The organism is Arthrobacter sp. BB-1 (genome assembly GCF_006151685.1).
Taxonomy (GTDB): Bacteria; Actinomycetota; Actinomycetes; order Actinomycetales; family Micrococcaceae; genus Arthrobacter.
The window spans coordinates 1-21982 of record NZ_VDEV01000028.1 but is presented as its reverse complement, the minus strand read 5'-3'; the positions used below and the strand labels follow the sequence as shown (position 1 = coordinate 21982).

Here is a 21982-nt window from a genome sequence, read left to right as displayed (position 1 = left end):
GTGCCGTTCCGAATGCAGGAACACTACCAGCGGCGTACCCACGGGGCCGGGAAAATAACGGACGACGGCGGCCGGGCACCCGGGTGCGCGGCCGGATGGAGCGCGCACCCGGGCGAAGAAGCTACCGCTCCGGCGTCAGCACCTTGGTGAACACCGTGGCGCCATTGGCGTTCCGGAGGCTGGCCGTGAAGCTGTTGTCCCCGCCCAGCTGCACGTGCCCGAAGAACTGGTTCTCACCGTTGCGTGGTGACTCTCCGGCGAACTTGCCGGCCTTGGAGAACACCACCTCGGGCCCGAACGTGCCGTCCATCTTGTTCGGACCAAAGGATCCAGCGGCAATCGGCCCTGCCACGAATTCCCAGAACGGGTCGAAGTCGGTGAACGCCGCACGGTCGGGGGAGTAGTGGTGCGCGGCGCAGTAGTGGACGTCGGCGGTCAGCCACACCACGTTCTTAACCGCGTTGTGTTTGAACGCGCTCAGCACCCCGGCGATCTCCAGCTCACGGCCCAGGGGAGCACCCGCGTCGCGGTTTGCCAGGCTCTCCTGGTTCACCGGACCATCCGGCACGATGATGCCCAGCGGCAGGTCCGCTGCGATCACCTTCCACGTGGCCTTGGACCTGGTCACCTCGCGAATCAGCCAGTCCACCTGCTCCTGGCCCAGGATGGCCGTGGCGTACGGTTCCTTGCCGTCCGTGTTGGGCGACTTGAAGGTGCGCATGTCCAGGCAGAAGATGTCCAGCTGCGGGCCGCGGCTGATCTTCCGGTAGATGCGGGCAGGCTGGTACTGGCCGGCGTCGTCGAACGTTCCCGGCCGCCACAGCGCTGCCGAATCGGCGATGGGCATGTTCTCCTGCCAGGCCTGCCGTCCCCGGGCCGCCAGGGTGTTGACGTCGCGGACGGTGTAGCGGGGATCGTCCAGGATTTCGCCGGGGTACCAGTTGTTGGTGGTCTCGTGGTCATCCCAGTTGGCGATGACGGGGACGTTCGCGAACATCGCCCGCATGTTGGCGTCCATCTGGTTGTAGCGGTGCCGGCCGCGGAATTCCGTGAGCGTCTCGGCCACCTTGGACACCTCCTCCGTGACCAGGTTCCGCCATACCTGCCCGTCCTTCTCCACCACGGTCTCCGTAATGGGGCCGTCGGCGTAGACAGTGTCGCCGGAGTGGATGAAGAAGTCCGGCCGGGTCTCGTGCATGGCGCGGTAGCCGCGCATCCCGCCGATTTCCTCGTTGATGCCCCAGCCCTGGCCGGCAGTGTCACCCGTCCATACAAAGCTTTGGGCGGACGACGCCGGCACCTCGCCTCCCTCGCTCGTCCCACCGGTGCGGCCGTTGCCGTTGTATGTCCCGGCGTCGGGAGCTGTGCGGAAGCTGCCGCTGATGGTCTCGCCGGCCGCGCCGCCGTCGTCCTCGAAGCTGATCTCCAGCGCAAAGCGCGTATTGGACGGCAGGTTCCCGGCGTGGATCTTGGCGGTGAAGTCGGAGGCCTGGGTTGCGCGGGGCCCGCGGAGGACGCGCTCAAAGGCGCCGCGGCCGCGGAGGACCTCGCCGCCGTCGTCCACGGCCCGCAGGACTGCCGCCATCCGCCCGGCACCGGAAGCGCGGGACCACAGGACGGCGGAATCGGAGGTGACGTCTCCGGTGGCTATGCCGCTGGGCAGGGTGAGCCGGTTCCGGACCAGCGCGACGCCGGCGGGCGACTGGACTGCGGCGGCCTGGGCGGCGGCGGGTGTGGCCGCCAGTGCGGCAGCGAGGACGGATCCCTTGACGATGGTGCGGCGCGAAATGTCAGTCATGCCGTCCAGCCTCTACCGGCCGGGCGCACGGACGCTTTCCCGCCGGTGAACCCCGGGTGAGCCCCCGTTGAACAGCTTCGGGTTTCGACGCGCAAAATGACCTGCGAAGCGCCCATTCGCTGGCGCACCCGTAATTCGAGGTGCGCCAGGGAATTTGCGCGTCGAGTGTCAGCGGACCCCGGCTACGGAACCGCGAGCTCCCCGATCCGCCCCTCCCGCAGCGCTGCACCAACGGCGTTGATCGCCCCGTAATCCGGGAACAGCACGGACTGGCCCGCGATGAACCCGGAGCCCGCCGTGGGCAGCGTCATGGTGCCGATCGCGTTCGCGTCCAGGTTCCGCAGGCTGTAGGCAAGGATGGCGGCCTGCACGGGGTCGAAGCCCCGGTCCACCGTGAGGCAGCAGGACGCGAAATTCACCAGGCCGCGGACCGCGTTGACATCGTTCAGGCCTCCGCCGCCGGTCAGGCGGGCCAGGATGGCCTTGAGCAGGACCTGTTGGTTGCGCACGCGCTGGAAGTCGCCGTCGGAAAAGGCGTAGCGCTCGCGGGCGAACTCCAGCGCGGACTGCCCGTCCAAGTGGTTGACGCCCGGACCGAAGACGTGCCCCGTGTCGTGCGTGGACTGGAAGGGAATGGGCACGTTGACGTCGATCCCGCCCAGCCCGTCCACCAGGCCCCGGAAGCCGTTGAAGTCCAGCATCAGGGTGTGGTCAATGGTGATCCCGAACAGCGACTGCACCGTCTGGGTGGTCATGTCGATGCCGCCGTACTGCAGCCCGGCATTGATCTTGGCGCCGCCGAAACCGGGGATGTCCACCCACATGTCACGGTTGATGGACACCACGTACAGGGTCCGGCGGTCGGCGGGGACGTGCACCACCATGAGCGTGTCCGAGCGGTGGTCCATGGCCTCGCCGGTTGCCGCCGTATGGGCCGCGGCGTCCCGGGCGTTGGCGCGGCTGTCGCTGCCGATGACCAGGACGTTCATGGGAACCGCGGGCAGGTCCGGGATGGGCTCGGGCGGCGGCGGGGGAGCAGGGGCGGGCGGCGGCGTTTCGGAGGGAGTCTCCGATGGGGTCGGTGACGGTGTTTCGCTCTGCGTTGCGGCGGGCTGGGCCTCGGTGCCGGAGCGGTTGAGGCTGATGACTGCGACGACGGCGGCGGCCACCAGGACCAGTGCCAGCAGTGCGGCTATCCAGCGCCGGCGGCCGTGTGCCACCCAGCTGCCGTTGTGGGGGCCGGGAGCGGGCCCGGATGCCGGCTCGGATGGATTGGGGCCGGAGGGGCCGGAACCGTCAGGCGTGCTCATTGTGCCTCACCTCTTTGTGAATGGGTGGGATCAGTGTCCGCCCGCCGGGCCCCTGCTGGCTACATGCGTATCCAAACTGTCATCTTCCAGCGTGTGCCGGCTGCGCGGATCCCGCTTGATTACGACGGCGGCACGCCGGGCCAGGCCGGCGCGTTAAGGCGCGCGTGGCGGAGGATGGACACAATCGCCGGTGCCAGCTCGTCCTCCATCTGCCGGTACACCTCGGGCGCGCGCCGGTAGGGGTCGATGATGTCGTTCTCGGCGGCGTCGGCGGGCAGGGACAAGTGGCGCACCCCCGCGGCCCGTGCCGGGAGGCCCTTCCAGAAGGCGGCGTTGGCGCCCAGCCGGCCGCCGTCGTCGTGATTATCCGGGGCGGGCGCAGCGGCGGGCACCATGCCGCTGGAAGCCGCCGCGCGCTGGTCCAGGACGTCGAGCATGCGGGCGAACTCGCGGATGGTGAATGTCCGCTTGAGGAGCGAGGCGTCCAGCTGCAGCACCTCGCCGCGGTGGGCGGAGGTCATGGTGAGCACCAGGTCCACGCCGCGGAGGATCTTCTGGTTCAGCTGGCGGGCGGCGAAGTTGTCCGGGTCCCCGCCGAAGGTGCGCACGATGTCCGCGGAGAGCGGCTGCATGGGGTCTCCCACCATGGCCCGGGTGCCCGCGCTGGCCACCTCGAAACCGCCCGGCACCACCTGGTCCAGCCCCGCCTGCAGCAGTCTCTCGGCCACCGGCGAGCGGCAGATGTTGCCGGTGCAGACGGTCAGGATTCTTACTGGTTGGGACGTGTCCAAGGGGATGTTCTCTTTCCAGCCGGTGCGCGGACCGTCCAGCCCGCGGATTTCAACTTAACACGCAACCCCCGCACGCTCTCTCACTTTCGGTGGGTTTTTGGCGCACGCTCTCTCACTTTCGGTGGGTTTTTCGGCAACGATCTCTCACTGTTCCGTGGAGGAGGCACGATGATATGACCGTGGAGAAAGTTATCGAGCGTGACTGCGTTATTGCCGGCGGCGGCCCGGCGGGGATGGTGCTCGGCTACCTGCTGGCGCGCGCGGGGTTGCGTGTAACGGTGCTCGAGAAGCATGCGGACTTCTTTCGGGACTTCCGCGGCGATACCGTGCACCCGTCCACGGTGACACTGCTCGGCGAGCTCGGGCTGCGCCGGAAATTCCTGCAGCTGCCGCTCACCCGGCTGCCCGCCATGGACGCTGTCATGGATGGCCAGCGTTTCACCATCGTGGACTTCCGGACCCTCCCGGAGCCCGACAACTTCCTGGTCCTTGCCCCACAGTGGGACTTCCTGAACTTCCTGGCCGGCGAGGCGTCGGCGTTTCCCAACTTCGAGCTGCGCATGCTCACCGAAGCCACCGGCCTCATCATTGAGCAGGACGAGGTTCGCGGCGTACGGGCCGTTACGGAGGACGACGGCGGCCTTGAGATCCGCGCGACGCTCACCGTCGCTGCGGACGGACGCGTGTCGGCACTTCGTTCCGCTGCCGGAATGATCCCCGACGAGTTTGGGGTGCCGATCGACGTTCTCTGGTTCAGCCTGCCCAAACCGCCGGATCCCCCGCCGGCAACCCTCGGGTACATATCCCGCCAGGGAATGGTCCTCACGATCGACCGCGGCGACACGTACCAGTCGGGCATGGTCATCCGGAAGGGCGGGTACAACGAGCTCCGGGCGGCCGGACTGGAAGCCCTGCATGCGCGGATCAGCCAGGCCGCGCCCGTCCTTCGCGACGTCGTCACCACCCTCGCGGACTGGGACCAGATCAAGCTCCTGTCGGTCCAGATCAACCGGCTCCGGCGGTGGTACCGTCCCGGATTCATCGCGATCGGGGACGCCGCCCACGCGATGTCCCCGATGTTCGGCGTCGGAGTGAACTTCGCCATCCAGGACGCCGTTGCGCTGTTCAACGCCATCTCCGGGGACCTTGCCGCAGGGACGGCGCCGGTTGGAAAGCTGGCGGCGGTGCAGCGGCGCCGCGAGACGCCGGTGAAGGTCATGCAGCTGCTTCAGCGCAACGGGCACAAGGCCATCGCCCGGGCCGCAGCCGGCAACAGCATCGCGCCGCGCTGGTTCATTGGGCTCCTCCGGTTCGCCTCGCCTGTGCTGCGCCGGCTGACGGCCCGGTTCATCGGCGTCGGAATCCGCCCCGAGCACGTCAGCCACCCCGTGTGACCCCCTGGCCGCCACCCCCCAATCGGACGCTCTCTCACTTAACGCGGTCTCCCGACCGACGCTCTCTCACTTTCGTATGGAAAGTGAGAGAGCGTGGGCCGAAAGGGCGCATCAAGTGAGAGAGCGTGGGCCGAAAAGGCGCGTTAAGTGAGAGAGGGTCGCCGGGGGGGGGGGGGGGAGGATGGTTAGAGGCCGGCCAGCATCTCCTTCATCTGGGCGATCTCCGCTTCCTGGGAAGTGACGATGTCCCTGGAGAGCTGGATGGATCCGGGGTGCTTCCCGGCGCCGATCTCCTGCTGGGCCATGTCGATCGCGCCCTCATGGTGCCCGATCATCTGCTCCAGGAACAGCCGGACGGCTTCCGTTCCCTGCGCGGCCTTGAGCTTTTCCAGGCCCTGCGGATCCACCATGCCGCCCATGCCATGCCCGGAGTGGTCGGACATCATGGCGGGAACGTTCCATTCTTTAAGCCAGCCGGTCATGGTTTCGATTTCGGGCGCCTGGGCGTTCTTGATCTTGGTTGCCAGGGCGGTGACCTCCGCGGGCAGGTCCGGCTTGGCGAGCATCATGTCGCTCATCTCCACGGCCTGCGCGTGGTGCGGGATCATCATCTGGGAAAACATGATGTCCGCCTGGTTATGGTCGGCACTGGCGTCCGGCATCATGCTGGACATGGGGCCGGAGCTGCCGTGGTTCATGGGCATGGTGTTTCCGCCGGAGCTTCCGGAACCGGCGGCGCACCCGGCAAGGCCGAGCGAGGCTGCCAGGGCAGCGGCGATGGACAGGGTTTTGAGGTTCGTCTTCATTTTTTCTGGGTGTCCTTCAAGGAAGTAATTGAACTGGGCCGATCCGTGCGTGGGCAGCCACGCGGCACAGTCCGTTTACGTCCGGCTGATGGACAGGTCGCAGGGTGTGGGGCCTGACGGGATGTAGGAATATCCGACGGCGTCCCGGGTGCGGGCTGCGGGTGCGGGCCCGGCGGCGCCGACCGGGGGCGGGACAACGGCGAGCGAAGCGGTTTTGGCCAGCGGGATGCACGGTGCGCCGGCTTCCTGCGCGCCAGGGCAGGCGGAGCCGCAGGACTCCGCGGCGGAAAAAGCTGCGCTTGTGGCCTGATGTCCGGCGGCGTAGGCCGGAGCCAGTGCGGCAGGGCGCGCGACGGCGGCGTCCCCGGCCGTGTGCCCGGCGTGGGAATGCCCGGCGAGGGAATGCCCGACGGCGGCGTCCCCGGCCGACTGCCCGCCGGACGGGTGTGCCGCCTGGGCCTTGACGGTGCCGGCATGCCCCGCGTGCGACGAGTGGTTGGCCGTCATGACGTGCATCCCGAGGATCCCGGCCATGACTGCCAGGACCGCCGCCAACAGCCCCGCGCGGAGGAGGGCTGCCGACAGGACGCGGGCGCGTGCGGTCATGCTGTTTCCTCCTTCGTGCAAGTCGTCTGGATGACGCCGGGCCGGGTCTTCCCCGGGAACGGGGTCCTGCCCTGCCCTATCAACGTACTTCGGACGGGTTGAGTTTCACCCGCCGCAGCAGCTGGGCGTTCAACGCCACCACAATAGTGGACGCGGACATCAGGACCGCCGCGGCTGCGGGGGAGAGCGCCACCCCGGCGAACGCCAGGACGCCCGCGGCCAGCGGCACGGACAGGATGTTGTAGCCGGTGGCCCACACCAGGTTCTGCCACATCTTGCGGTAGCTGGCCCTGGACAGGTCCACCATGGACAGCACCGCGCGCGGATCGTTTCCGGCCAGCACCACTCCGGCGGACTCCATGGCCACGTCCGTGCCGGCGCCGATCGCGATGCCAACCTCGGCGCGTGCCAGCGCGGGAGAATCGTTGACGCCGTCGCCCACCATGGCCACCTTCAGCCCGCGGGCCTGGAGTTCGGCCACCTTCTTGTCCTTGTCCGCCGGCAGGACTTCCGCGAACACCTCGTCGATCTTCAGGTCCGTGGCCACGGCCTGGGCCACCTGGCGGGCGTCGCCGGTGATCATGCCAACCTTGACGCCGCGGTTCTGCAGGGCAGCCACGGCCTGCCGCGACTCCGTCCGCACTGCGTCCTCCAGGCTGACCGCCCCCAGCACGCGGCCGTCGTCGTCAATGACATGCAGGACGGCAGCGCCGCGGTCCATCCACCCGCGGGTGGACTGCGCCAGGGCGGAAGGTTCGACGGCGCCAAGCTCACGCAGGAGCGCGGGCCCGCCCACGTGCACGGTCCGTCCCTCCACGCTGGCCCGGACGCCCCGGCCGGTCAGGGAGCCGAACTCCGTGACGGCAGGAAGCGTGAGGTTGCGTTCCCGGGCTGCGCGGACAATGGCCCGGGCCACGGGGTGCTCGCTGTCAGACTCGACGGCGGCGGCAAGGGCCAACAGCTCGTCGGCATCGACTCCCTCGGCGGCCGCAACGTCCACCAGCTTGGGCTCGCCGGTGGTGAGCGTGCCGGTCTTGTCGAAGAGGACCACGTCGATGGTGCGCATGCGTTCGAGTGCCATCCGGTTCTTAATCAGTACTCCGGCGCGGGCGGCCTGCTCGGTGGAGATGGCGATCACCAGCGGGATGGCCAGGCCAAGGGCATGCGGGCAGGCGATGACCAGGACGGTGACGGTGCGGGTAACGGCTTCGGGGATGCTGCCCAGCAGGGTCCACGCGATAAAGGTGATCACGCCTGCTCCGGCGGCGAAGTAGAACAGGAAGGCCGCGGCGCGGTCGGCCAGCGCCTGGGCCCGCGAGGACGATGACTGTGCCTCGGCCACCAGGCGCTGGATGCCGGCCAGGGCTGTGTCGTCACCAACCGCCGTCACCCGGACGCGGACGCTCGTATCCGTGGCCACCGTTCCGGCCACCACGGGGTCGCCCGGGCCGCGCGGCACGGTCTTGGATTCGCCGGTGATCATCGATTCGTCGAACTCCGCCTGGCCGTCCACCACGGTTCCGTCGGCCGGCATGCGGGCTCCGGACCGGACCAGGACCAGGTCGTCAGGCCGGAGCTCGGAGACGGGGACGGTTTCGGTGCCGGTGTCCGTGATGCGTTCGGCTTCATCGGGCAGCAGGGCGGCGAGGGCATCCAGGGCGCCCTGGGCCGAACCCAGCGCCCGCATTTCAATCCAATGGCCCAGCAGCATGATGGCCACCAGCAGCGCGAGCTCCCACCAGAAGTCCAGGTCGAACCCGCCGATACCCAGGCTGGTGACCCACGAGGCCGCAAACGCCACCGTGATGGCCATGGCGATCAGGAGCATCATGCCGGGCCGGCGGTCCTTGAGTTCCTGCAGGCCCCCCTTGAGGAAGGGCTGGCCGCCGTAGAGGAAGATGACAGTGCCGAGGACCGGCGGGATCCAGGTAGAACCGGGGAACATGGGCGCCATGTAGCCCAGGATGTGGCCCACCATGGGGCTGAAGTAGACCACGGGAACGGACAGCGCCAGCGTCAGCCAGAACCTGTTCTTGAACATGGCTGTGCTGTGCCCGGCATGCTGTCCGTGCGTGTGGACCGTGTGGTCGTCGTCGGGGTGGGTGTGCCCGCCTGGGCCACCGGCGCCCGCCGGAGCGGCCGCTGGTCTGGTGAGGGTCCCTTGTGCGGGATGGTCGTCGTCGTGATGGCGCATGTGCTGGTGGTCCTGCATGTGTTCCTCCTTGGAGGGCTCCGCAATCCCGGGGCCAGCAGCCCCGGGCGGGAAAGTCAGTTGGAAGCCAGGGAATACCCGGCCGAGGTGACGGCCTGCCGGACAGCCGCGTCCGGAGCGGAACCGGCCACCGTGAGGCCGGAACGGCCGCCCGGTACCAGGTCAACCGACGCCGACTCAACGCCCTCGAGGGCGGAGACGGCCTTCTCGACGGTCCGGACGCAGTGCCCGCAGGTGAGGCCCTCCAGGGTGAACGTCCGCCGGGAGCCTGTGCCGGCGTCGTGATTTACGACGGCGGACTGCGCCTTGGGTGCGTGTCCGGCGGGGGAGCAGCAGCTGCAGCCGGCGCTGGAGGCAAGGGGGAGCGCGGTCCGGTTTTCAATGTCAAACATGTCAGTTCCGTTCCTTGTAAAGGATGATTCCTTGCTGGAGAAGCAGGGTGCTGGGGTTGAACGGCTGTGATGGCGGTGCTTGCACCGGCCTGGACATACCACTTCACTGACAACACTTTGAATATACCCCTAGGGGGTATAGCGGTCAAGGCCTTCCCCGAATCTCCCGCGGCGCGGAAGGGGGCCATCGGCCCTATCCCGGCAGTCGCCGGGCGGCCATACTTAAGGCAGTGCGTGTGTGCCACAGGCCCGCGGATGTGTCGGATGCTACAAGGAGGTGGCCTGTGACGGAGCTGACCGGCCCTTACACCTACTCGAGCGCGCTGGGGGACAGTGTCTGCGGTGCCGGAACGTTCCACGTGGACCTTGGATCCGGGAAGATCCACTGGTCCGACGGCATGTTCCAGCTGCACGGATACACCAGGGGCGAGGTTGTGCCCACCATTGAGCTGCTCTTTTCCCACAAGCATCCGGAGGACAGGCCCCGGTGCGAAAACATTGTTGCCCAGGTTGTCCAAAACGGCGGCTACTTCTGCATGTACCACCGCATCATCGACGCCCAGGGCCGGACCCGGCGGGTTTTGACATCCGGTGACGCGATGATGGACGGCGGCCAGGTCACAGCCTTGGAGGGGGTGATGATCGACCTCACCTCGACGCTCCAGCGCGAAACCGAACAGACCGCCCGGGATGCGGTGATCGGCGCAACCTCCACCCGCACCGTGATCGACCAGGCGCGCGGAATCCTCATGGGCCAGCTGAAGATGGGCTCGGACGAAGCCTTCCAAATGCTGGTCAGCACCAGCAGCCACCGGAACGTGAAGCTGGTGGTAGTGGCCGCGGAGCTCGTTCAGCTGGCAAATTCCGCGGAATCCGGCAACTACCTGGAGGCGGCCGTGAGGGCCATTGCCGCCGACGGGCAGGGCAGGCCGGTCCGGCAGCGGGCGGGATAGCGCTGCCCGCACACGCCACGCTGTCCCCGCACTTCCCGGGCGGATACACCGCGCCGTTAGTGGTGTTCCACCCAGCACGCCAGGATGGTGGTGGACAGCTGGTAGGCCAGGGCGTTGCGGCTGATGGCGTCCGGCCCCAGCGTTCCCGGCAGGCCTGACGCGTCCACCTGCAGCACGAAGCTGTCCTTCTGGAACACCGCCGAGCCGTCTGCGGTTTCATAGGCAGGAAAACCGAGGTTGGCCAGTCCCTGAATGGGCGTGGCACCCACCGCAAGGGCCTGCATGGCGTCGAAGTATGTCAGCGCAGCCGCCCGGTCCGGCGCTTCCCTGACGGAGATCTCCAGGGCGCCCTCGTCCAGGTGGTACGTGCAGGTGAACGTGCTGTCGGCCCATGTTTCGACGGTATGGGGGTCCTGCCCAAGGTCCAGGATCATGGTGAGCCGGTCCATCGGCTGCTCCCGGCACACCATCTTTGCCGCCTCGCTGGGGCCTTTGACCGCGGTGCGTGGTGACATGGCACCGCCGCCCTGGTGGCCGGCGTGGCCGCCGTGCCGGGGCGGGGATGCCTTCGACGGCGCGGCAGCAGGGGAAGGGGCGTCCGATGACGGCGCTGCCGCCCCCGCAGGGCCCGGCGATCCGGCCGCCGCGGCGCAGCCGGAGAGCAGCAGGGAGGAGAGTGCCAGGGCGGCGAATAGTGGAAAACGGGTGGTCATGACTCTTCCGTCCTGGCCGCATCCGTTCCGGATCCTGCGGCCGTTTGGGGTGGCGTTTGCCTGGAGGCCCCGGTCAGGCTTTGAGCTTGGCGTAGATCACGTAGTTGTCGTCGAAGAGCCCGGTGGCGGGATCGTAGCCGTCACAGGTAATCAGCCGGAGTTCGGGCCCGGAGGTGTTTCCGTAGACCTCCAGTGTGGGGAAGCTGTCCTTGCCGTAGAGCTCGCCGCGGTCAACGGTGAAGACGGCGGTTCTGCCGTCAGCGCGGGAAACGGCGATGTCCATCCCGGGGGCAAGCTTGCGGAGGTCCGCGAAGACGCCGCCGCGGCCGTTGGGCGAGTTGACGTGGCCCAGCATGACGGACGGGCCGCGTTCGCCGGGGGTGGGTGAACCGTTGTACCAGCTGGCCGGTGCGCCGTTCCCGCTGTCCTGGGGGACCTCCAGCGATCCGTTCTCCCGCAGGCCGAGCTTCAGGAGGTCGGTCCGCACCCCGATCGCGGGGATTTCCAGGGCCACCGGCTCGGACCGGGGCAGGGCTGCGGGCCCTGCTGCGGAGGGCGCGGCCGCGGGAGTGGACGCGGAAGGTGCCGCCACGGCCGGGGCGGGCGGAGGAGAGACGACCGCCGCGGAAGGGGCGCCGGAAGCGGAAGGTGGGGCGCCGGCGTCGGACGTTCCGTTGCTGCCGGAGCCGCAGCCGGCAAGGGCCAAGGCGAGCAGAAGCCCGGCCGCCGTGGAGGCCCAAAGGCCCCCGCGGCGGCCGGAATCCGTGTCATTCACAGTGCTGATCCAGTCGGCCTGTTGCTATGCGGCTGATCCGGAGCTGCGGCGGCGGACCACGTAGGCGCCGCCGGCGAGGGCAACCAGGGCGAGGCCGCCGCCGACTGCCAGGGCTCCGGTGCCGGTGCCCGTCTCCTGGGTGATGCCGGTATCAGCGCCGCCTGCCGGCATCTTCATCTGCCCGGCCACCAGGGTCCCGCACAGGGCCGGGGATGTTGCGGCCAGCGGGAGGGTGGGGGCGAGGTCGCTCTTTGCGGCCTGGCCGGCTGCGCTGAGGGTGGCCGGGTCAAGGCCGTGGACCACCACCACCGCGGTGCCTGCCTGGAGGGCCGCCTTGGTCTCGGCGTTCAGTTCAAACGTGCGGTCAACGGTGTAGGCGGCGCCCTGGCCGCCCACCTTCAGGTCAAGGCCCGCGGCGGGGCTGGTGTCGCCGCTCGTGGAGAGGGTGGTGACGATGCCGCCGTAGGACGGGGCGCCCTCGGTGGTGGAGATGACCTGGTCGCCGTCCTTGTCGGCAGAAGGAGCCGGGCAGGCGCCCTGGGCTCCGCCGTGGATGTGCTGGACGTGCGGGTACGGGGCGTCCATGAAGGTGGCGGGCATGCCCGAAACCTTCAGGACAACGTGGGCCTGGTTGCCCGTGACGTCAAGGGTGATGCTGCCGGAGCCTGCGCTGCCGTTGAGCTGGCCCAGGGTGGACTGGTAGTGGTCGGCCCCATCATGGGCCGTGGCGGGGGCGCCGGAAAGGGCAAGGGCGCCCAGGGCGAGCGTGGGAACAGCAAGGTAGCGAAGTGTTTTGTTCATCGGAAAGCAGTCTCCTCATACAAGTGACGTGGTCGTCCCAGATGAGGGACAGCAGTGATTCGGCGCTGCTGCTGTTCCGGATGGGACAAAAGTGAAATGGAGCACAAAGCGGTCCCTGTAGGATGGACAAAGGTGCGCCGGGAAGTCTGGTCGGCATGATTTTGTCGAACCCAGATCCCGGGAGCCCCCTATGAACCATCCCTCGCCCGCCACACCGCCATCCCCGCCGCGGAAGCCCGCCGTTTTTGCCCGCGGCAGCTATGCCGAGGCGCTCCGGATCGGGGAGATTCTCCGCAAGGAAACGGTTGGCGGGGCCCTGCTGGTGTCCGCTGCGCTCATCGCCCTTGTCTGGGCCAACTCGCCGGCGTCGGACAGCTACTTTGCCCTCCGCGACTTCAAGGTTGGCTACGAGCCCTGGCACCTTGACCTCAGCCTTGGCGCGTGGGCCGCCGACGGACTGCTGGCCATTTTCTTCTTCCTGGTGGGCCTGGAGCTCAAACGCGAGTTCGTGGCCGGGGACCTGCGCCAGATCAGCAAGTCGATAGTTCCTGTGGCCGCAGCCGTGGGCGGCGTGCTGGTCCCGGCAGTGATCTATGCGGCAATCAATTTCACCAGCCCTGAAACCCTGCGCGGCTGGGCCATCCCCACTGCCACGGACATCGCGTTCGCCGTGGCGGTGCTGGCCATCATCGGATCACACCTGCCCAGCGCACTGCGCATCTTCCTGCTGACCCTGGCCGTGGTGGACGACCTCATCGCCATCAGCATCATCGCGTTCTTCTACACCAGCGACCTGCAGCCCGTACCGCTGCTCCTGGCCCTCATTCCGCTGGCCATCTACACGTTCCTGGCCCAGAAGTTCCGCCACTTCTTCGGCCGCAAGGTCTTTGCGTCCTGGGTCATCCTGCTGCCGCTGGGCGTGGCCACCTGGGCGCTGGTGCACGCTTCAGGCATCCACGCCACCGTTGCCGGGGTGCTGCTGGGCTTCGCCATCCCCGTCGTCCGGTCCCAGGCCGGCGGCGGCCCGGAGGCAGGACCCGGCCTGGCGGAAATCTTCGAGCACCGGTTCCGGCCCATTTCCGCCGGCATCGCGGTTCCCATCTTCGCGTTCTTCTCCGCCGGCGTGGCCGTGGGCGGCCTGGAAGGACTGGGCTCGGCGCTCGCGGATCCGGTGGCGCTGGGCATCATCGTGGCGCTGGTGCTGGGCAAACCGGTCGGCATCCTGGGCACCACGTGGGTCCTGACCAAGGCCACCAGGGCACGGCTGGATGAGTCCTTTAAGTGGATCGATATTTTTGGGGTGGCGCTCCTGGCCGGCATCGGCTTCACGGTGTCCCTGCTGGTGGCCGAACTGAGCTTCGGGCAGGGCAGCCTGCACGACGACCATGCCAAGGTGGGCATCCTGGCCGCGTCCCTGCTCGCCGCGCTGCTGGCGACGGCGGTGCTGAAGACCCGGAATCGGCAGTACCGGGCCGCCGAAGAGCTTGAGAGGGTGGACGCTGACCAGGACGGCATCCCGGACGTGTACCAGGGCAGGGCCTAGAGCCAGGCTTAGCGGCGGACTGAACTCCGCCGGCCGGCCACTGCTTCGGCCGTACCCACCAGGAGCACCGAGGCGATGACGGCCACGATGAAGCCCAGGAAGTTCAGCTCGAAGATGTCCCCGGTGCCCAGGAGCGAAGCCACCACCCCGCCGATGACCGAGCCGGCAAGGCCCAGCAGGAGGGTGGCCAGCAGGCCCAGGTTCTGCTTGCCCGGCTTGATGAGGCGGGCAAGCGCGCCGATGATGAGGCCGGCGACGATGAATCCGATCACGGTGTGCTCCTTCGTGGTGGTTGCGGGCGGAAATCGCCCGGAGTGCCGCAGCGGTGCCGCAATGGGTCCATTCTATGCACGCGCCGGTGCCGCCCCCTTTGCCCGGGACGGCACCAGCCGCTCCGCGAAAATCAGGCCGGTGCCAGCGGCTTGGCCTGCTCCTCCACGTGCCGGATCTCCAGCGCCTCCGGGTCCAGCAGCTTCCGCGCGCCCGTCCTCGCGTCCAAAATCCAGAAGAGTTCCAGGGCGGGAACGACGTCGGTAACGCGCCCCCGGTGGAATAGCTTGCCGTTGTGCCACGCCTCGATTTGGTCGCCGATGCGGAGCTGGGCCGTCAGTACTTTTTGTGCCTCCATGATGCGCCTCCTGCTGTTGTGTCCCCGTACGCACAGCTTGCCGTGGCGAGGTTGCTGAATTGTTTCAATCGGGTGTTTTTCCTGTGACCTTCAGCTCCGGCGAACAGGGCCTCTGCCGCACGGGCGACGCGCATCTTTGCCTGCGACGCACATCTTTGCCCGCGACGCACAAAATCGGCGGCGCCCCCATATACGGGCCGCGTCAGGGAACGTGCGCGTCACCAGTGGATAACCGTGTCGAAAACAGGGGCGAGGAACGTCCGACGGCGGGCGGACGGCAAGCACCGCCTGCCCTACGTTTCACCTTGTGCCGGCGTTGGGCAAGGGTGTCCCGTTACATCACCTGTGGCGGCTCGCTGCGCTTAGAGCGGACGACGGCGGGTAGGGACAAGCTGAAGGTCGCACCGGCGGAGGGGGCTCGAAATGTCACGGGAACGCAGTAGGCCGGCGGCTGCCGGGGCAGTTGGCAGCGCGGCTGGGACGGCGGCGCGGGCGCCCGCCTTCCTGTTCGGGATGGGGGTGGGCGGTTTCGTGGACGGGATTGTCCTGCACCAGCTGCTGCAATGGCACCACATGCTCAGCCACACCGAAAGCGGCAGCACCAGGACAGTGCCCGGACTCGAACTCAACACCCTGGCGGACGGATTGTTCCACAGTGCCATGTGGGTGCTGGTGGTGGCGTCGGCCGCGTTGGTGGTGCGGGCACGGCGGCAGGGCCGGCTGTCCCCTGACTGGGAGTTCCACGGGGGCCTGGCCCTTGCGGGATGGGGCGGCTTCAATATCGTCGAAGGCCTGGTCAACCACCAGCTGCTGCAGATCCACCACGTCAGGGACGATCTTGGCGGGCCGCTGGCATGGGACCTCGGCTTCCTGGCCGTCAGCGTAGCCCTGGTGGTGGGCGGCTGGCTGCTGTACCGGGGCAGCCAAACGTCCGGTCAAAAGGTGTTTGAGTAGCGCAGGATGGCAGGCATGCTGAATAAATCAGCTGAGGCGCGGCATCGGCGGAAATCAGCCCTGTTGAACTCATCGGCACCACCATCGCCCAGCTCCTGGACGCCTCCCCGCGCTACCAGTCAACCAAGGCAACCGTCCGGCGTCGTAGCCTAAGAATTTTTCGCGTGTACCCACGGGGGATCCCTCCGGAACGCTCCAGAGGCCCCTGCACGAGCCCGTGCCTACGGCCAGGGGCGGGAGGCTTGTCTGGCAACCCTTGCACGGGCAGGATGCTGGTGGGAAGGGGTTGGGCGGCAACCGGGAAAACATGGCCGGCCGCTTGGAAGGAGCAGCATGATGCGCGTGGCGGCAGGCCAGTTCAGTGCAGGCACCAACGCCGGTGAAAATACGACGGCGGTGGGCCGGCTGGTGGAGGCGGCGGCGGGTGCGGGAGCGGACCTGGTCCTTCTTCCTGAGTCCAGCCTCTACGGCAGCAATGAGGGGTCCAGGGCAATTGCGGCCGTGGCGCAGGACCTGGACGGCCCCTTCGTCGCCGCCGTCGCCGCCCTCGCCAGGCGGCACGGAATCGCCGTGGTGGTGAGGACCTATGAGAGGAACCCGGACGGGCTGCCGCACAATACCCTGGTGGCCTTGGACAGCCGCGGCGTCATGCTGGGCTGCTACCGGAAGGTCCATCTCTACGATGCCTTCGGCTACCGGGAAAGTGAGGGAATTGCCCCCGGCAGGCCGGGGGAACCGCTGGTGTTCAGCCTGGGCGGCTTCGGGTTCGGCGCGTTCACCTGCTACGACCTCCGGTTCCCGGAGAGTGCCCGGGCGGCGGTGGACGCCGGAGCGGACGTGCTCCTGGTTCCCGCCATGTGGATAAGGGGTCCGGGCAAGGAGGACCACTGGAGCACCCTGCTCAAGGCAAGGGCCATCGAGAACACGGCCTACGTCCTGGCAGCCAACCAGACCGGGCCGCTGGCCACGGGATACTCCATGGCGGTGGACCCGGCGGGCGTGGTGGTGGCCAACGCCGGGGAAGAAGCGGGACTCATCGTTGCGGACCTCAGCCTGGACCGGCTCAAGCGTGTGCGCAGGCAGGTGCCGGTGCTGGACAACCGCCGCTTCGCCGTCGTCCCCTGCCCGGTGCCGCGTCCCCACCCCTGACCCGCCCACCGCCCGAGGTGGGCGGGTCAGGGGTGGGCAGTCAGTCGCTCCCGGACCGCTCGCCCTGCGTGGAGCCGTTCAGCTGGTCCGCGTAGGGTGCCAGCAGCGGCGGAGCGCCACGGATGAGCCGTTCCGGTGCCTCGCGGATGAGCTCATTCGCCGCCATGGCCAGCAGATCGCGCTCACTGGGCGGCAGCGAAAGAAGGCCCTCAAGGTATGCCTGGACCTCATACTCGCCGGCAGAACCGCTCATGCCGAAGTACCGGAGCCAAAGCTCGCCCGCGGTGACGTCTGCCGCGGCCAGGGCCTGATTAAGCCGGCTGCGCTGCTCTGGTTCGTGCGGATCGAAGCCCACAGTCCGCCCTAGCCTTCGGCAGGGGGCACCTTGGTGACCAGCTTTTCGCTGATCTTGACCAAGGGGGCACCGGCCGCCCGCGCGTTGTTGATCATCTGTTGCAAGGCCTGGTCATGGCTGATGCCGTGGCGTTCCATCAGCACCCCGCAGGCGCGGTTGATGGTGTCCCGGCTGGCCAGCGTGGCCTTGAGCTCCTCGGACATCCGAAGCGGCGCCTCGCTGCCTTGGATGTGTGCCAGGAGAGTCGCGGCAGTTCCGGCGAAGAGGGCCAGGGTGCTTCCGGCGTCGTCGTCGTACTGCCCGGGCAGGGCCGAATAGATCTTCAAGGCTCCGATCGCTTCCTTTCCGGCCAGCAGGGGCGCGCTGACCACCGATCGGACGGGCAGCCCGGCAACCGCCGACGTCCAGCGGGGCCACCGCCCCTCCGTGTGGACGTCCTGGATAATGACTACTTCTTCCGCGGCCCACGCCGTGAGGCAAGGGCCCTCACCCAGTTCGTACTGAGCGGTGTCGGCCTGCCGCACCACGGCATCCGTGGAGCCGCTGCTCACCAGGCCGCCGGCCGGGTCCAGGAGCGATGCTCCTGTTCCGGTGGCGCCAGGCATGGCCTGCTTGATCGCCTGGGCCAGCAGGCTGACGGCCCTGTCCGCTTTTTCCTGGCTCAGCAGCAACCCGCGGATGCGCGCCACAGCCACAGTCAGGTCGTCCAGGGGCAGGCTGCTCACTCCGCCGGCTCCTGGTATGGGTCCGGGTTCCCGGCGTGGCCGTGGTCCGGAATCTCCATCTGGAAACCGCAACAGCAACGGAGCACCCGGGTGGCGAGATAGACCGCCAAGGGGTCCGGCCGGTCCTTTTCCTCGTATGTACTGGAGATGCGGCGCACTTCCGCTCCGGCGCGCGTCATCGGCTGCCCGCAATGGATGTAGTTGCCGCCGAAAGCCAGGACGTCCGAAGGGTTGTCCGGCCAAGGGGCGGACTCTGCGCCCACGTCGTCCCAATAGAGCGACATCAGGCGACAGCCGGATAGCTGTAGAGGATGTAGTCAGCCGCGGCCGGCCCCGTCATCCGGAGCCTGCTGTCCCCCAGGTCGACGCCGCAGCGGTGCATTCCGGCGCGGAATGCCTGGTCTGATCTGGGCTGCAGCCCGTGGAGTTCGGCCCAGCTGACGTACAGGCCGTAGAGGCAGTCGGGCCCCAGGCCGCCGTCGTTGGACGGATCGAAAACTGTGGCTTGGTGGAGGAACTGCTGGAAGTGCGAGGTTGCCATGGTTGGCCCCGTTCCGCTTCTGCATCATGTGCCGCCGGTTTACTCCAGCGGCTGCTCCTGGGGCCTGTGCAGGGGGCCTGGAGGGGAAGGGAAATGATTCCCGTCACACTCCTGAGATTACGCGTCACATAAAAGGAAGTACAGCCGGAGCAGCCGGCGTGGCCGCAGCCAGCACACGCCTGCGTACGCCCGGCTATCGCCCACAGGGCCCGGGCAGCGCCCGCACAGCGTCCCAGCGCCAGACATCATGGCAGGCACCTCTTCCCGGGCATTGGTAAGTGTGCTTATCATGTTCTTCACTCGGCGGTATGCAGAGCCCGTCCACGCCAGTTCCGGTTGGGACTGCCGCGTCCACGCACGTGCCGCAGCAACCCGCCGAATACAACGGAGGACAACGCCATGAATGATCCCCTGATTGAGGCTTTGCAGGAGCACGAGCCGCTGGCCGACCCCCTGGAGGAGGTCCACCTCCGGCTGGCCGTAGCTGCCTCGGACATCGCCCAGCTGCGGGCGGAAATCGCCCGGCTGGACCGGAGCCTGGATGACTCGCGCAGGCTGAACCAGAGGGCCGCGGAGCTGCTGGACCTGGTTTACGACCGCCTGGCACAAGGCTGGGGCACGTCGGGCGGGCCATCCACATCCGGGCGGACGGGCTCGCCGGACCGCTCCGGCTCCGCGCAGGGGGCTCCGCAGTCATGACCGATGCACCCCAAAACACCGTGGCACCCCTGCACAAGGAACCGCCCCTGCCGGACCACGGCCACCTCCCGGCGGGCACGCTTCCCACCCGGATTTACGGCCTTGCCGAGGGGGAGATGCCGCAGCTGGTCAGCTGCTGCCATCCTGCCCGGCCGCGCTGACCGGTCCGGCGGCGGGAGAGGGGCAGGGGAGCGGGCATGGACGGCCGTGGCAGCGCCCGGGATCACGACGGCGGCGCGCGGCTTCACGCCTTTGTCCGCTCGCGGCGGGGCGCGCGGAGGGGCAGCTGGCCGAGTGGGTGCGCGTGCCCGGCGTGCTGGGGGTGCCGGAGCACGCGCAGGTCCTGCTCCGCTCGGACAACTGGCTGGCAGACGCCTTCCGCAGCGTGGGCTTCCCGGTGGTGGACGTGCAGTCCACTGCTTGCCGCCTTCCGGGATGAACTGGCGCGGATGGAACGGAGTGGGCGGGTTAGGGGATCAAAGGACGACGGCGATGGGCAGCTTGGGCAGTGACGGCAACGGAGTAGGCGGCAGCGGCAGTGCACGGACGACCCGGACCTTCGGGATCGAGGAGGAACTGCTCCTGGTGGACCCCGCGATAGGGGAGGCGGTGCCGATGGCGGCTGCCCTCCTTGACCTGTACGTCCGGCCGCTGGATTCGAGCGCCGGTCCCGTACTGACGGCCGAGTTCCAGCAGGAAATGATCGAGGTGGTCACGCCGCCGCACTCCACCATGGCTGCGCTCCAAGCGGACATCATTGCGGGCAGGGCCATCGCCCGCCAGGCCGCCGAGGACGTGGGGGTCAGGGTGGCCGCCCTGGCAACGTCCCCGTTGCCCTGCGACCCGCATCCGGTGCAGCTGCGGCGGTTCGCGGCCATGGCCGAGGAGTACGGCCTCACCGCCAGGGAACAGCTCACGTGCGGCTGCCACATGCACGTGTCGGTTGACTCGGCGGAGGAGGGGGTGGCGGTGCTGGACCGGATCCGGACCTGGCTCCCGGTGCTGATCGCGCTCAGCGCAAACTCCCCGTTCTGGCACGGCGAGGACAGCGGCTACGCCAGCTACCGCTCGCAGGTCTGGAACCGCTGGCCGTCCGCCGGGCCCCTGGAAATCCTGGGTTCGCCGGATGCCTACCACCAGCTGGTGCATGACATGGTGAGCACCGGCGTGGCGCTGGACGAGGGGATGATCTATTTCGACGCCCGGCTGTCCCGGCACTATCCCACGGTGGAAATCCGGATCGCGGACGTGTGCCTCCGGCCGCAGCACACCGTACTGCTCGCCGGGATAGCCCGCGGGCTCGTGGAAACGGCGGCCAGGGAATGGCGCGAGGGCGTCCCGCCCGTCGCAGTACCCACCGGGCTGCTGCGGCTGGCCGGCTGGAAAGCGAGCCGGTGGGGGCTGCGTGCGGAACTCCTGGATCCGGTGACCAGCCGCCCCGCCCCGGCGCTCGCCGTCGTCAATTCCCTCCTGAACCACATCCGTGAGGCGCTGGAGGACATTGGCGACCTGGACCATGTGGAGGAACTGGTGGACGAGGTGCTGCGCACCGGGACGGGAGCTGTACGGCAGCTCGAGGTGCTGCACCGGACGGGAGACCTGGAGGAGGTGGTGGCCGACGCCGTCAACTGCACGGTCCGCGTCCCCTGAACCCCTCCCCGCCAGCCCAAACTAGGTAGCGCTAAGTGTCGTTTTGACCGCCCAAAACGACACTTAGCGCTACCTAGTTGGGTCCGGGCGGACCTTGACTGCGCCGAGGGAATGGACGAGCGCGACGGCGGTGACGGCGCCCGCCGCCATGATGGACGCCAGCACCACCACCTGGAACCGGCCGGCCTCCAGCGGTGACGCGCCGCCGAAAATGGCGCCCACGAACGCGCCGGGCAGCGTCACCAGGCCCGTGGTCTTGGTCTGGTCGGTCGAGGGGATCAGGGCTGAATGCACGGACACGCGGGCCTGGAACAGCGTTGCGCGCCTGGGTGCCGCGCCCAGGGCCAGCCAGCCTTCCACCTGGTCCCACTGCTCGTGGACGGTTTCGAAAAACCGGCGCCCGGCCAGGACAGCGATCGTCATGCAGTTGCCGATCACGATCCCGCCCACGGCAAGCACGTACCGCGGTGCGAGCTCCACGGCCCCGGTGCCGAACACCACCACCAGGGTCATGGTGATCCCCGCGGCCATGGTGGCCGCCACCGCCCCGAAGCGCCGCCAGGACCAGGACAGCCGGCGCGCTGCCGTCACCGCGGCCACCATGAACATGACCAGCAGCGCGGCCCCCACCCACATCGGGTCCGTGATGATGCCGCCCAGCACCAGGCTGATGAGGGCCAGCTGCGCGGCGCCGCGCAGGATGGCCAGGGCAGGGGCAAGGAACGACGGCGAGCGGGCGCCCCAGAGCACTGCCGTGGCCAGGGCCATCAGGATGGCAACAGCCCACAGCGTGGGGACCAGTGCGGCGAGGGATGGCACAGGTCCAGCCTATCGACGTCGGCGCCTGGCGGCCGCTCGGTGACCGGCAGCCGGCGGGTGGCCATCAATAATCAGCACCCTTAGTGATTTGTGGTTACGATGGGAGGGCAAGCCGCTGGCGTTACGCAGGCGGGAGCCGACCGTAGGGAGAAACACCATGGGTTTGGATGACAAGATCGAAAACACCGCCGAAAAGCTGGGCGGCAAGGGCAAAGAGGCCGCCGGTGAAGCAACCGGTGATGATCGTTTGAAGGCTGAGGGCCAGACTGACCAGGCTAAGGGTGACCTTAAGCAGGCCGGGGAAAAGGTCAAGGACGCCTTCAAGAAAGACTAGGTGCCTTGTGGCAAGCGGAAGGGTGCGGCTCCAG

27 protein-coding genes are annotated in these 21982 nt (G+C 68.3%); 10 read left to right on the top strand and 17 right to left on the bottom strand.

Going from position 1 to position 21982, the window contains the following annotated elements; genetic code table 11:
* Positions 1 to 121: 121 nt before the first annotated feature.
* The 3 genes from FHJ30_RS15870 to FHJ30_RS15860 form a co-directional block, all read right to left on the bottom strand.
* Positions 122 to 1798 (bottom strand): alkaline phosphatase, encoded by a 1677-nt coding sequence (locus FHJ30_RS15870; protein WP_139030238.1) that lies wholly within the window; start codon positions 1796 to 1798, stop codon positions 122 to 124.
* Positions 1799 to 1980: 182 nt separating this feature from the next.
* Positions 1981 to 3108 carry an LCP family protein gene (locus tag FHJ30_RS15865; protein ID WP_139030237.1) on the bottom strand — a complete coding sequence of 376 codons (1128 nt, stop codon included), beginning with the start codon at positions 3106 to 3108 and terminating at the stop codon, positions 1981 to 1983.
* 119 nt (positions 3109 to 3227) lie between these two features.
* Positions 3228 to 3899: a low molecular weight phosphatase family protein gene (locus FHJ30_RS15860; protein WP_139030236.1), complete on the bottom strand. Its 672-nt coding sequence runs from the start codon at positions 3897 to 3899 to the stop codon at positions 3228 to 3230.
* A 173-nt stretch (positions 3900 to 4072) separates the two neighbouring features.
* Here FHJ30_RS15860 and FHJ30_RS15855 point away from each other — a divergent pair, with 173 nt between their 5' ends.
* A complete protein-coding gene (locus tag FHJ30_RS15855) occupies positions 4073 to 5293 on the top strand; it encodes an FAD-dependent oxidoreductase (RefSeq protein ID WP_139030235.1) in 1221 nt (406 codons plus the stop codon).
* 185 nt (positions 5294 to 5478) lie between these two features.
* Here the strand turns inward: FHJ30_RS15855 and FHJ30_RS15850 are convergent, their stop codons facing one another.
* The 4 genes from FHJ30_RS15850 to FHJ30_RS15835 all read right to left on the bottom strand — a co-directional run bounded on the left by FHJ30_RS15850 (position 5479) and on the right by FHJ30_RS15835 (position 9309).
* Positions 5479 to 6099, bottom strand: coding sequence for a DUF305 domain-containing protein (locus FHJ30_RS15850; protein ID WP_139030234.1), 621 nt, complete (start codon positions 6097 to 6099; stop codon positions 5479 to 5481).
* 75 nt (positions 6100 to 6174) lie between these two features.
* Positions 6175 to 6705 carry a hypothetical protein gene (locus FHJ30_RS15845; protein ID WP_139030233.1) on the bottom strand — a complete coding sequence of 177 codons (531 nt, stop codon included), beginning with the start codon at positions 6703 to 6705 and terminating at the stop codon, positions 6175 to 6177.
* A gap of 79 nt (positions 6706 to 6784) precedes the next feature.
* On the bottom strand, positions 6785 to 8917 hold the full coding sequence (locus tag FHJ30_RS15840; protein WP_139030232.1) for a heavy metal translocating P-type ATPase: 2133 nt from the start codon (positions 8915 to 8917) through the stop codon (positions 6785 to 6787).
* A gap of 56 nt (positions 8918 to 8973) precedes the next feature.
* Positions 8974 to 9309, bottom strand: coding sequence for a heavy-metal-associated domain-containing protein (locus FHJ30_RS15835; RefSeq protein WP_139030231.1), 336 nt, complete (start codon positions 9307 to 9309; stop codon positions 8974 to 8976).
* A gap of 284 nt (positions 9310 to 9593) precedes the next feature.
* Here FHJ30_RS15835 and FHJ30_RS15830 point away from each other — a divergent pair, with 284 nt between their 5' ends.
* Positions 9594 to 10262, top strand: a complete 669-nt coding sequence (locus FHJ30_RS15830) for a PAS and ANTAR domain-containing protein (RefSeq protein ID WP_139030230.1) — start codon at positions 9594 to 9596, stop codon at positions 10260 to 10262.
* 56 nt (positions 10263 to 10318) lie between these two features.
* On the opposite strand, the gene FHJ30_RS15825 is transcribed toward FHJ30_RS15830, so the two are convergent.
* The 3 genes from FHJ30_RS15825 to FHJ30_RS15815 all read right to left on the bottom strand — a co-directional run bounded on the left by FHJ30_RS15825 (position 10319) and on the right by FHJ30_RS15815 (position 12551).
* Positions 10319 to 10975, bottom strand: a complete 657-nt coding sequence (locus FHJ30_RS15825; protein ID WP_139030229.1) for a hypothetical protein — start codon at positions 10973 to 10975, stop codon at positions 10319 to 10321.
* 73 nt (positions 10976 to 11048) lie between these two features.
* Positions 11049 to 11750 carry a class F sortase gene (locus tag FHJ30_RS15820; RefSeq protein WP_139030228.1) on the bottom strand — a complete coding sequence of 234 codons (702 nt, stop codon included), beginning with the start codon at positions 11748 to 11750 and terminating at the stop codon, positions 11049 to 11051.
* A 24-nt stretch (positions 11751 to 11774) separates the two neighbouring features.
* Positions 11775 to 12551: a CHRD domain-containing protein gene (locus FHJ30_RS15815; RefSeq protein WP_139030227.1), complete on the bottom strand. Its 777-nt coding sequence runs from the start codon at positions 12549 to 12551 to the stop codon at positions 11775 to 11777.
* A 190-nt stretch (positions 12552 to 12741) separates the two neighbouring features.
* Here FHJ30_RS15815 and nhaA point away from each other — a divergent pair, with 190 nt between their 5' ends.
* Positions 12742 to 14094: a Na+/H+ antiporter NhaA gene (nhaA, locus tag FHJ30_RS15810; RefSeq protein WP_139030226.1), complete on the top strand. Its 1353-nt coding sequence runs from the start codon at positions 12742 to 12744 to the stop codon at positions 14092 to 14094.
* 8 nt (positions 14095 to 14102) lie between these two features.
* Here the strand turns inward: nhaA and FHJ30_RS15805 are convergent, their stop codons facing one another.
* Complete coding sequence (locus FHJ30_RS15805; protein ID WP_139030225.1) at positions 14103 to 14366, bottom strand: GlsB/YeaQ/YmgE family stress response membrane protein; 264 nt, start codon at positions 14364 to 14366, stop codon at positions 14103 to 14105.
* A gap of 131 nt (positions 14367 to 14497) precedes the next feature.
* Positions 14498 to 14722, bottom strand: coding sequence for a hypothetical protein (locus FHJ30_RS15800; protein WP_139030224.1), 225 nt, complete (start codon positions 14720 to 14722; stop codon positions 14498 to 14500).
* Positions 14723 to 15145: 423 nt separating this feature from the next.
* Here FHJ30_RS15800 and FHJ30_RS15795 point away from each other — a divergent pair, with 423 nt between their 5' ends.
* Positions 15146 to 15676, top strand: coding sequence for a DUF2243 domain-containing protein (locus FHJ30_RS15795; RefSeq protein ID WP_139030223.1), 531 nt, complete (start codon positions 15146 to 15148; stop codon positions 15674 to 15676).
* A 333-nt stretch (positions 15677 to 16009) separates the two neighbouring features.
* The gene (locus FHJ30_RS15790) at positions 16010 to 16825 is read left to right on the top strand and encodes a carbon-nitrogen hydrolase family protein (RefSeq protein WP_240793730.1); all 816 of its coding nucleotides are present in this window, start codon (positions 16010 to 16012) and stop codon (positions 16823 to 16825) included.
* 40 nt (positions 16826 to 16865) lie between these two features.
* On the opposite strand, the gene FHJ30_RS15785 is transcribed toward FHJ30_RS15790, so the two are convergent.
* Genes FHJ30_RS15785 through FHJ30_RS15770 form a run of 4 tightly spaced genes read right to left on the bottom strand, consistent with a single transcriptional unit; the run spans position 16866 to position 18446 of the window.
* Entirely contained in the window at positions 16866 to 17180 is a 315-nt protein-coding gene (locus tag FHJ30_RS15785) for a hypothetical protein (protein ID WP_139030222.1), read from the bottom strand.
* Between the two features lie 8 nt (positions 17181 to 17188).
* On the bottom strand, positions 17189 to 17905 hold the full coding sequence (locus FHJ30_RS15780) for a GAF and ANTAR domain-containing protein (protein WP_139030221.1): 717 nt from the start codon (positions 17903 to 17905) through the stop codon (positions 17189 to 17191).
* Positions 17902 to 18189, bottom strand: a complete 288-nt coding sequence (locus tag FHJ30_RS15775; RefSeq protein WP_139030220.1) for a hypothetical protein — start codon at positions 18187 to 18189, stop codon at positions 17902 to 17904. The genes FHJ30_RS15780 and FHJ30_RS15775 overlap by 4 nt, the downstream gene beginning before the upstream one ends.
* Positions 18189 to 18446, bottom strand: a complete 258-nt coding sequence (locus FHJ30_RS15770; RefSeq protein WP_139030219.1) for a hypothetical protein — start codon at positions 18444 to 18446, stop codon at positions 18189 to 18191. Before FHJ30_RS15770 ends, FHJ30_RS15775 begins: the two co-directional genes overlap by 1 nt.
* Before the next feature lie 399 nt (positions 18447 to 18845).
* On the opposite strand from FHJ30_RS15770, the gene FHJ30_RS15765 reads away from it, so the two are divergent.
* The 4 genes from FHJ30_RS15765 to FHJ30_RS15760 all read left to right on the top strand — a co-directional run bounded on the left by FHJ30_RS15765 (position 18846) and on the right by FHJ30_RS15760 (position 20795).
* Positions 18846 to 19145: a hypothetical protein gene (locus FHJ30_RS15765; protein ID WP_139030218.1), complete on the top strand. Its 300-nt coding sequence runs from the start codon at positions 18846 to 18848 to the stop codon at positions 19143 to 19145.
* Positions 19142 to 19306: a hypothetical protein gene (locus tag FHJ30_RS21415; protein WP_171059099.1), complete on the top strand. Its 165-nt coding sequence runs from the start codon at positions 19142 to 19144 to the stop codon at positions 19304 to 19306. The genes FHJ30_RS15765 and FHJ30_RS21415 overlap by 4 nt, the downstream gene beginning before the upstream one ends.
* 143 nt (positions 19307 to 19449) lie before the next feature.
* Positions 19450 to 19584, top strand: coding sequence for a hypothetical protein (locus tag FHJ30_RS21885; RefSeq protein ID WP_257223665.1), 135 nt, complete (start codon positions 19450 to 19452; stop codon positions 19582 to 19584).
* A gap of 53 nt (positions 19585 to 19637) precedes the next feature.
* Positions 19638 to 20795: a glutamate--cysteine ligase gene (locus FHJ30_RS15760; protein WP_139030217.1), complete on the top strand. Its 1158-nt coding sequence runs from the start codon at positions 19638 to 19640 to the stop codon at positions 20793 to 20795.
* A 69-nt stretch (positions 20796 to 20864) separates the two neighbouring features.
* Here FHJ30_RS15760 and FHJ30_RS15755 read toward each other — a convergent pair whose 3' ends face one another.
* Positions 20865 to 21614: an ABC transporter permease gene (locus FHJ30_RS15755; protein WP_139030216.1), complete on the bottom strand. Its 750-nt coding sequence runs from the start codon at positions 21612 to 21614 to the stop codon at positions 20865 to 20867.
* A gap of 157 nt (positions 21615 to 21771) precedes the next feature.
* Here FHJ30_RS15755 and FHJ30_RS15750 point away from each other — a divergent pair, with 157 nt between their 5' ends.
* Complete coding sequence (locus FHJ30_RS15750) at positions 21772 to 21948, top strand: CsbD family protein (protein WP_139030215.1); 177 nt, start codon at positions 21772 to 21774, stop codon at positions 21946 to 21948.
* Positions 21949 to 21982: the final 34 nt, after the last annotated feature.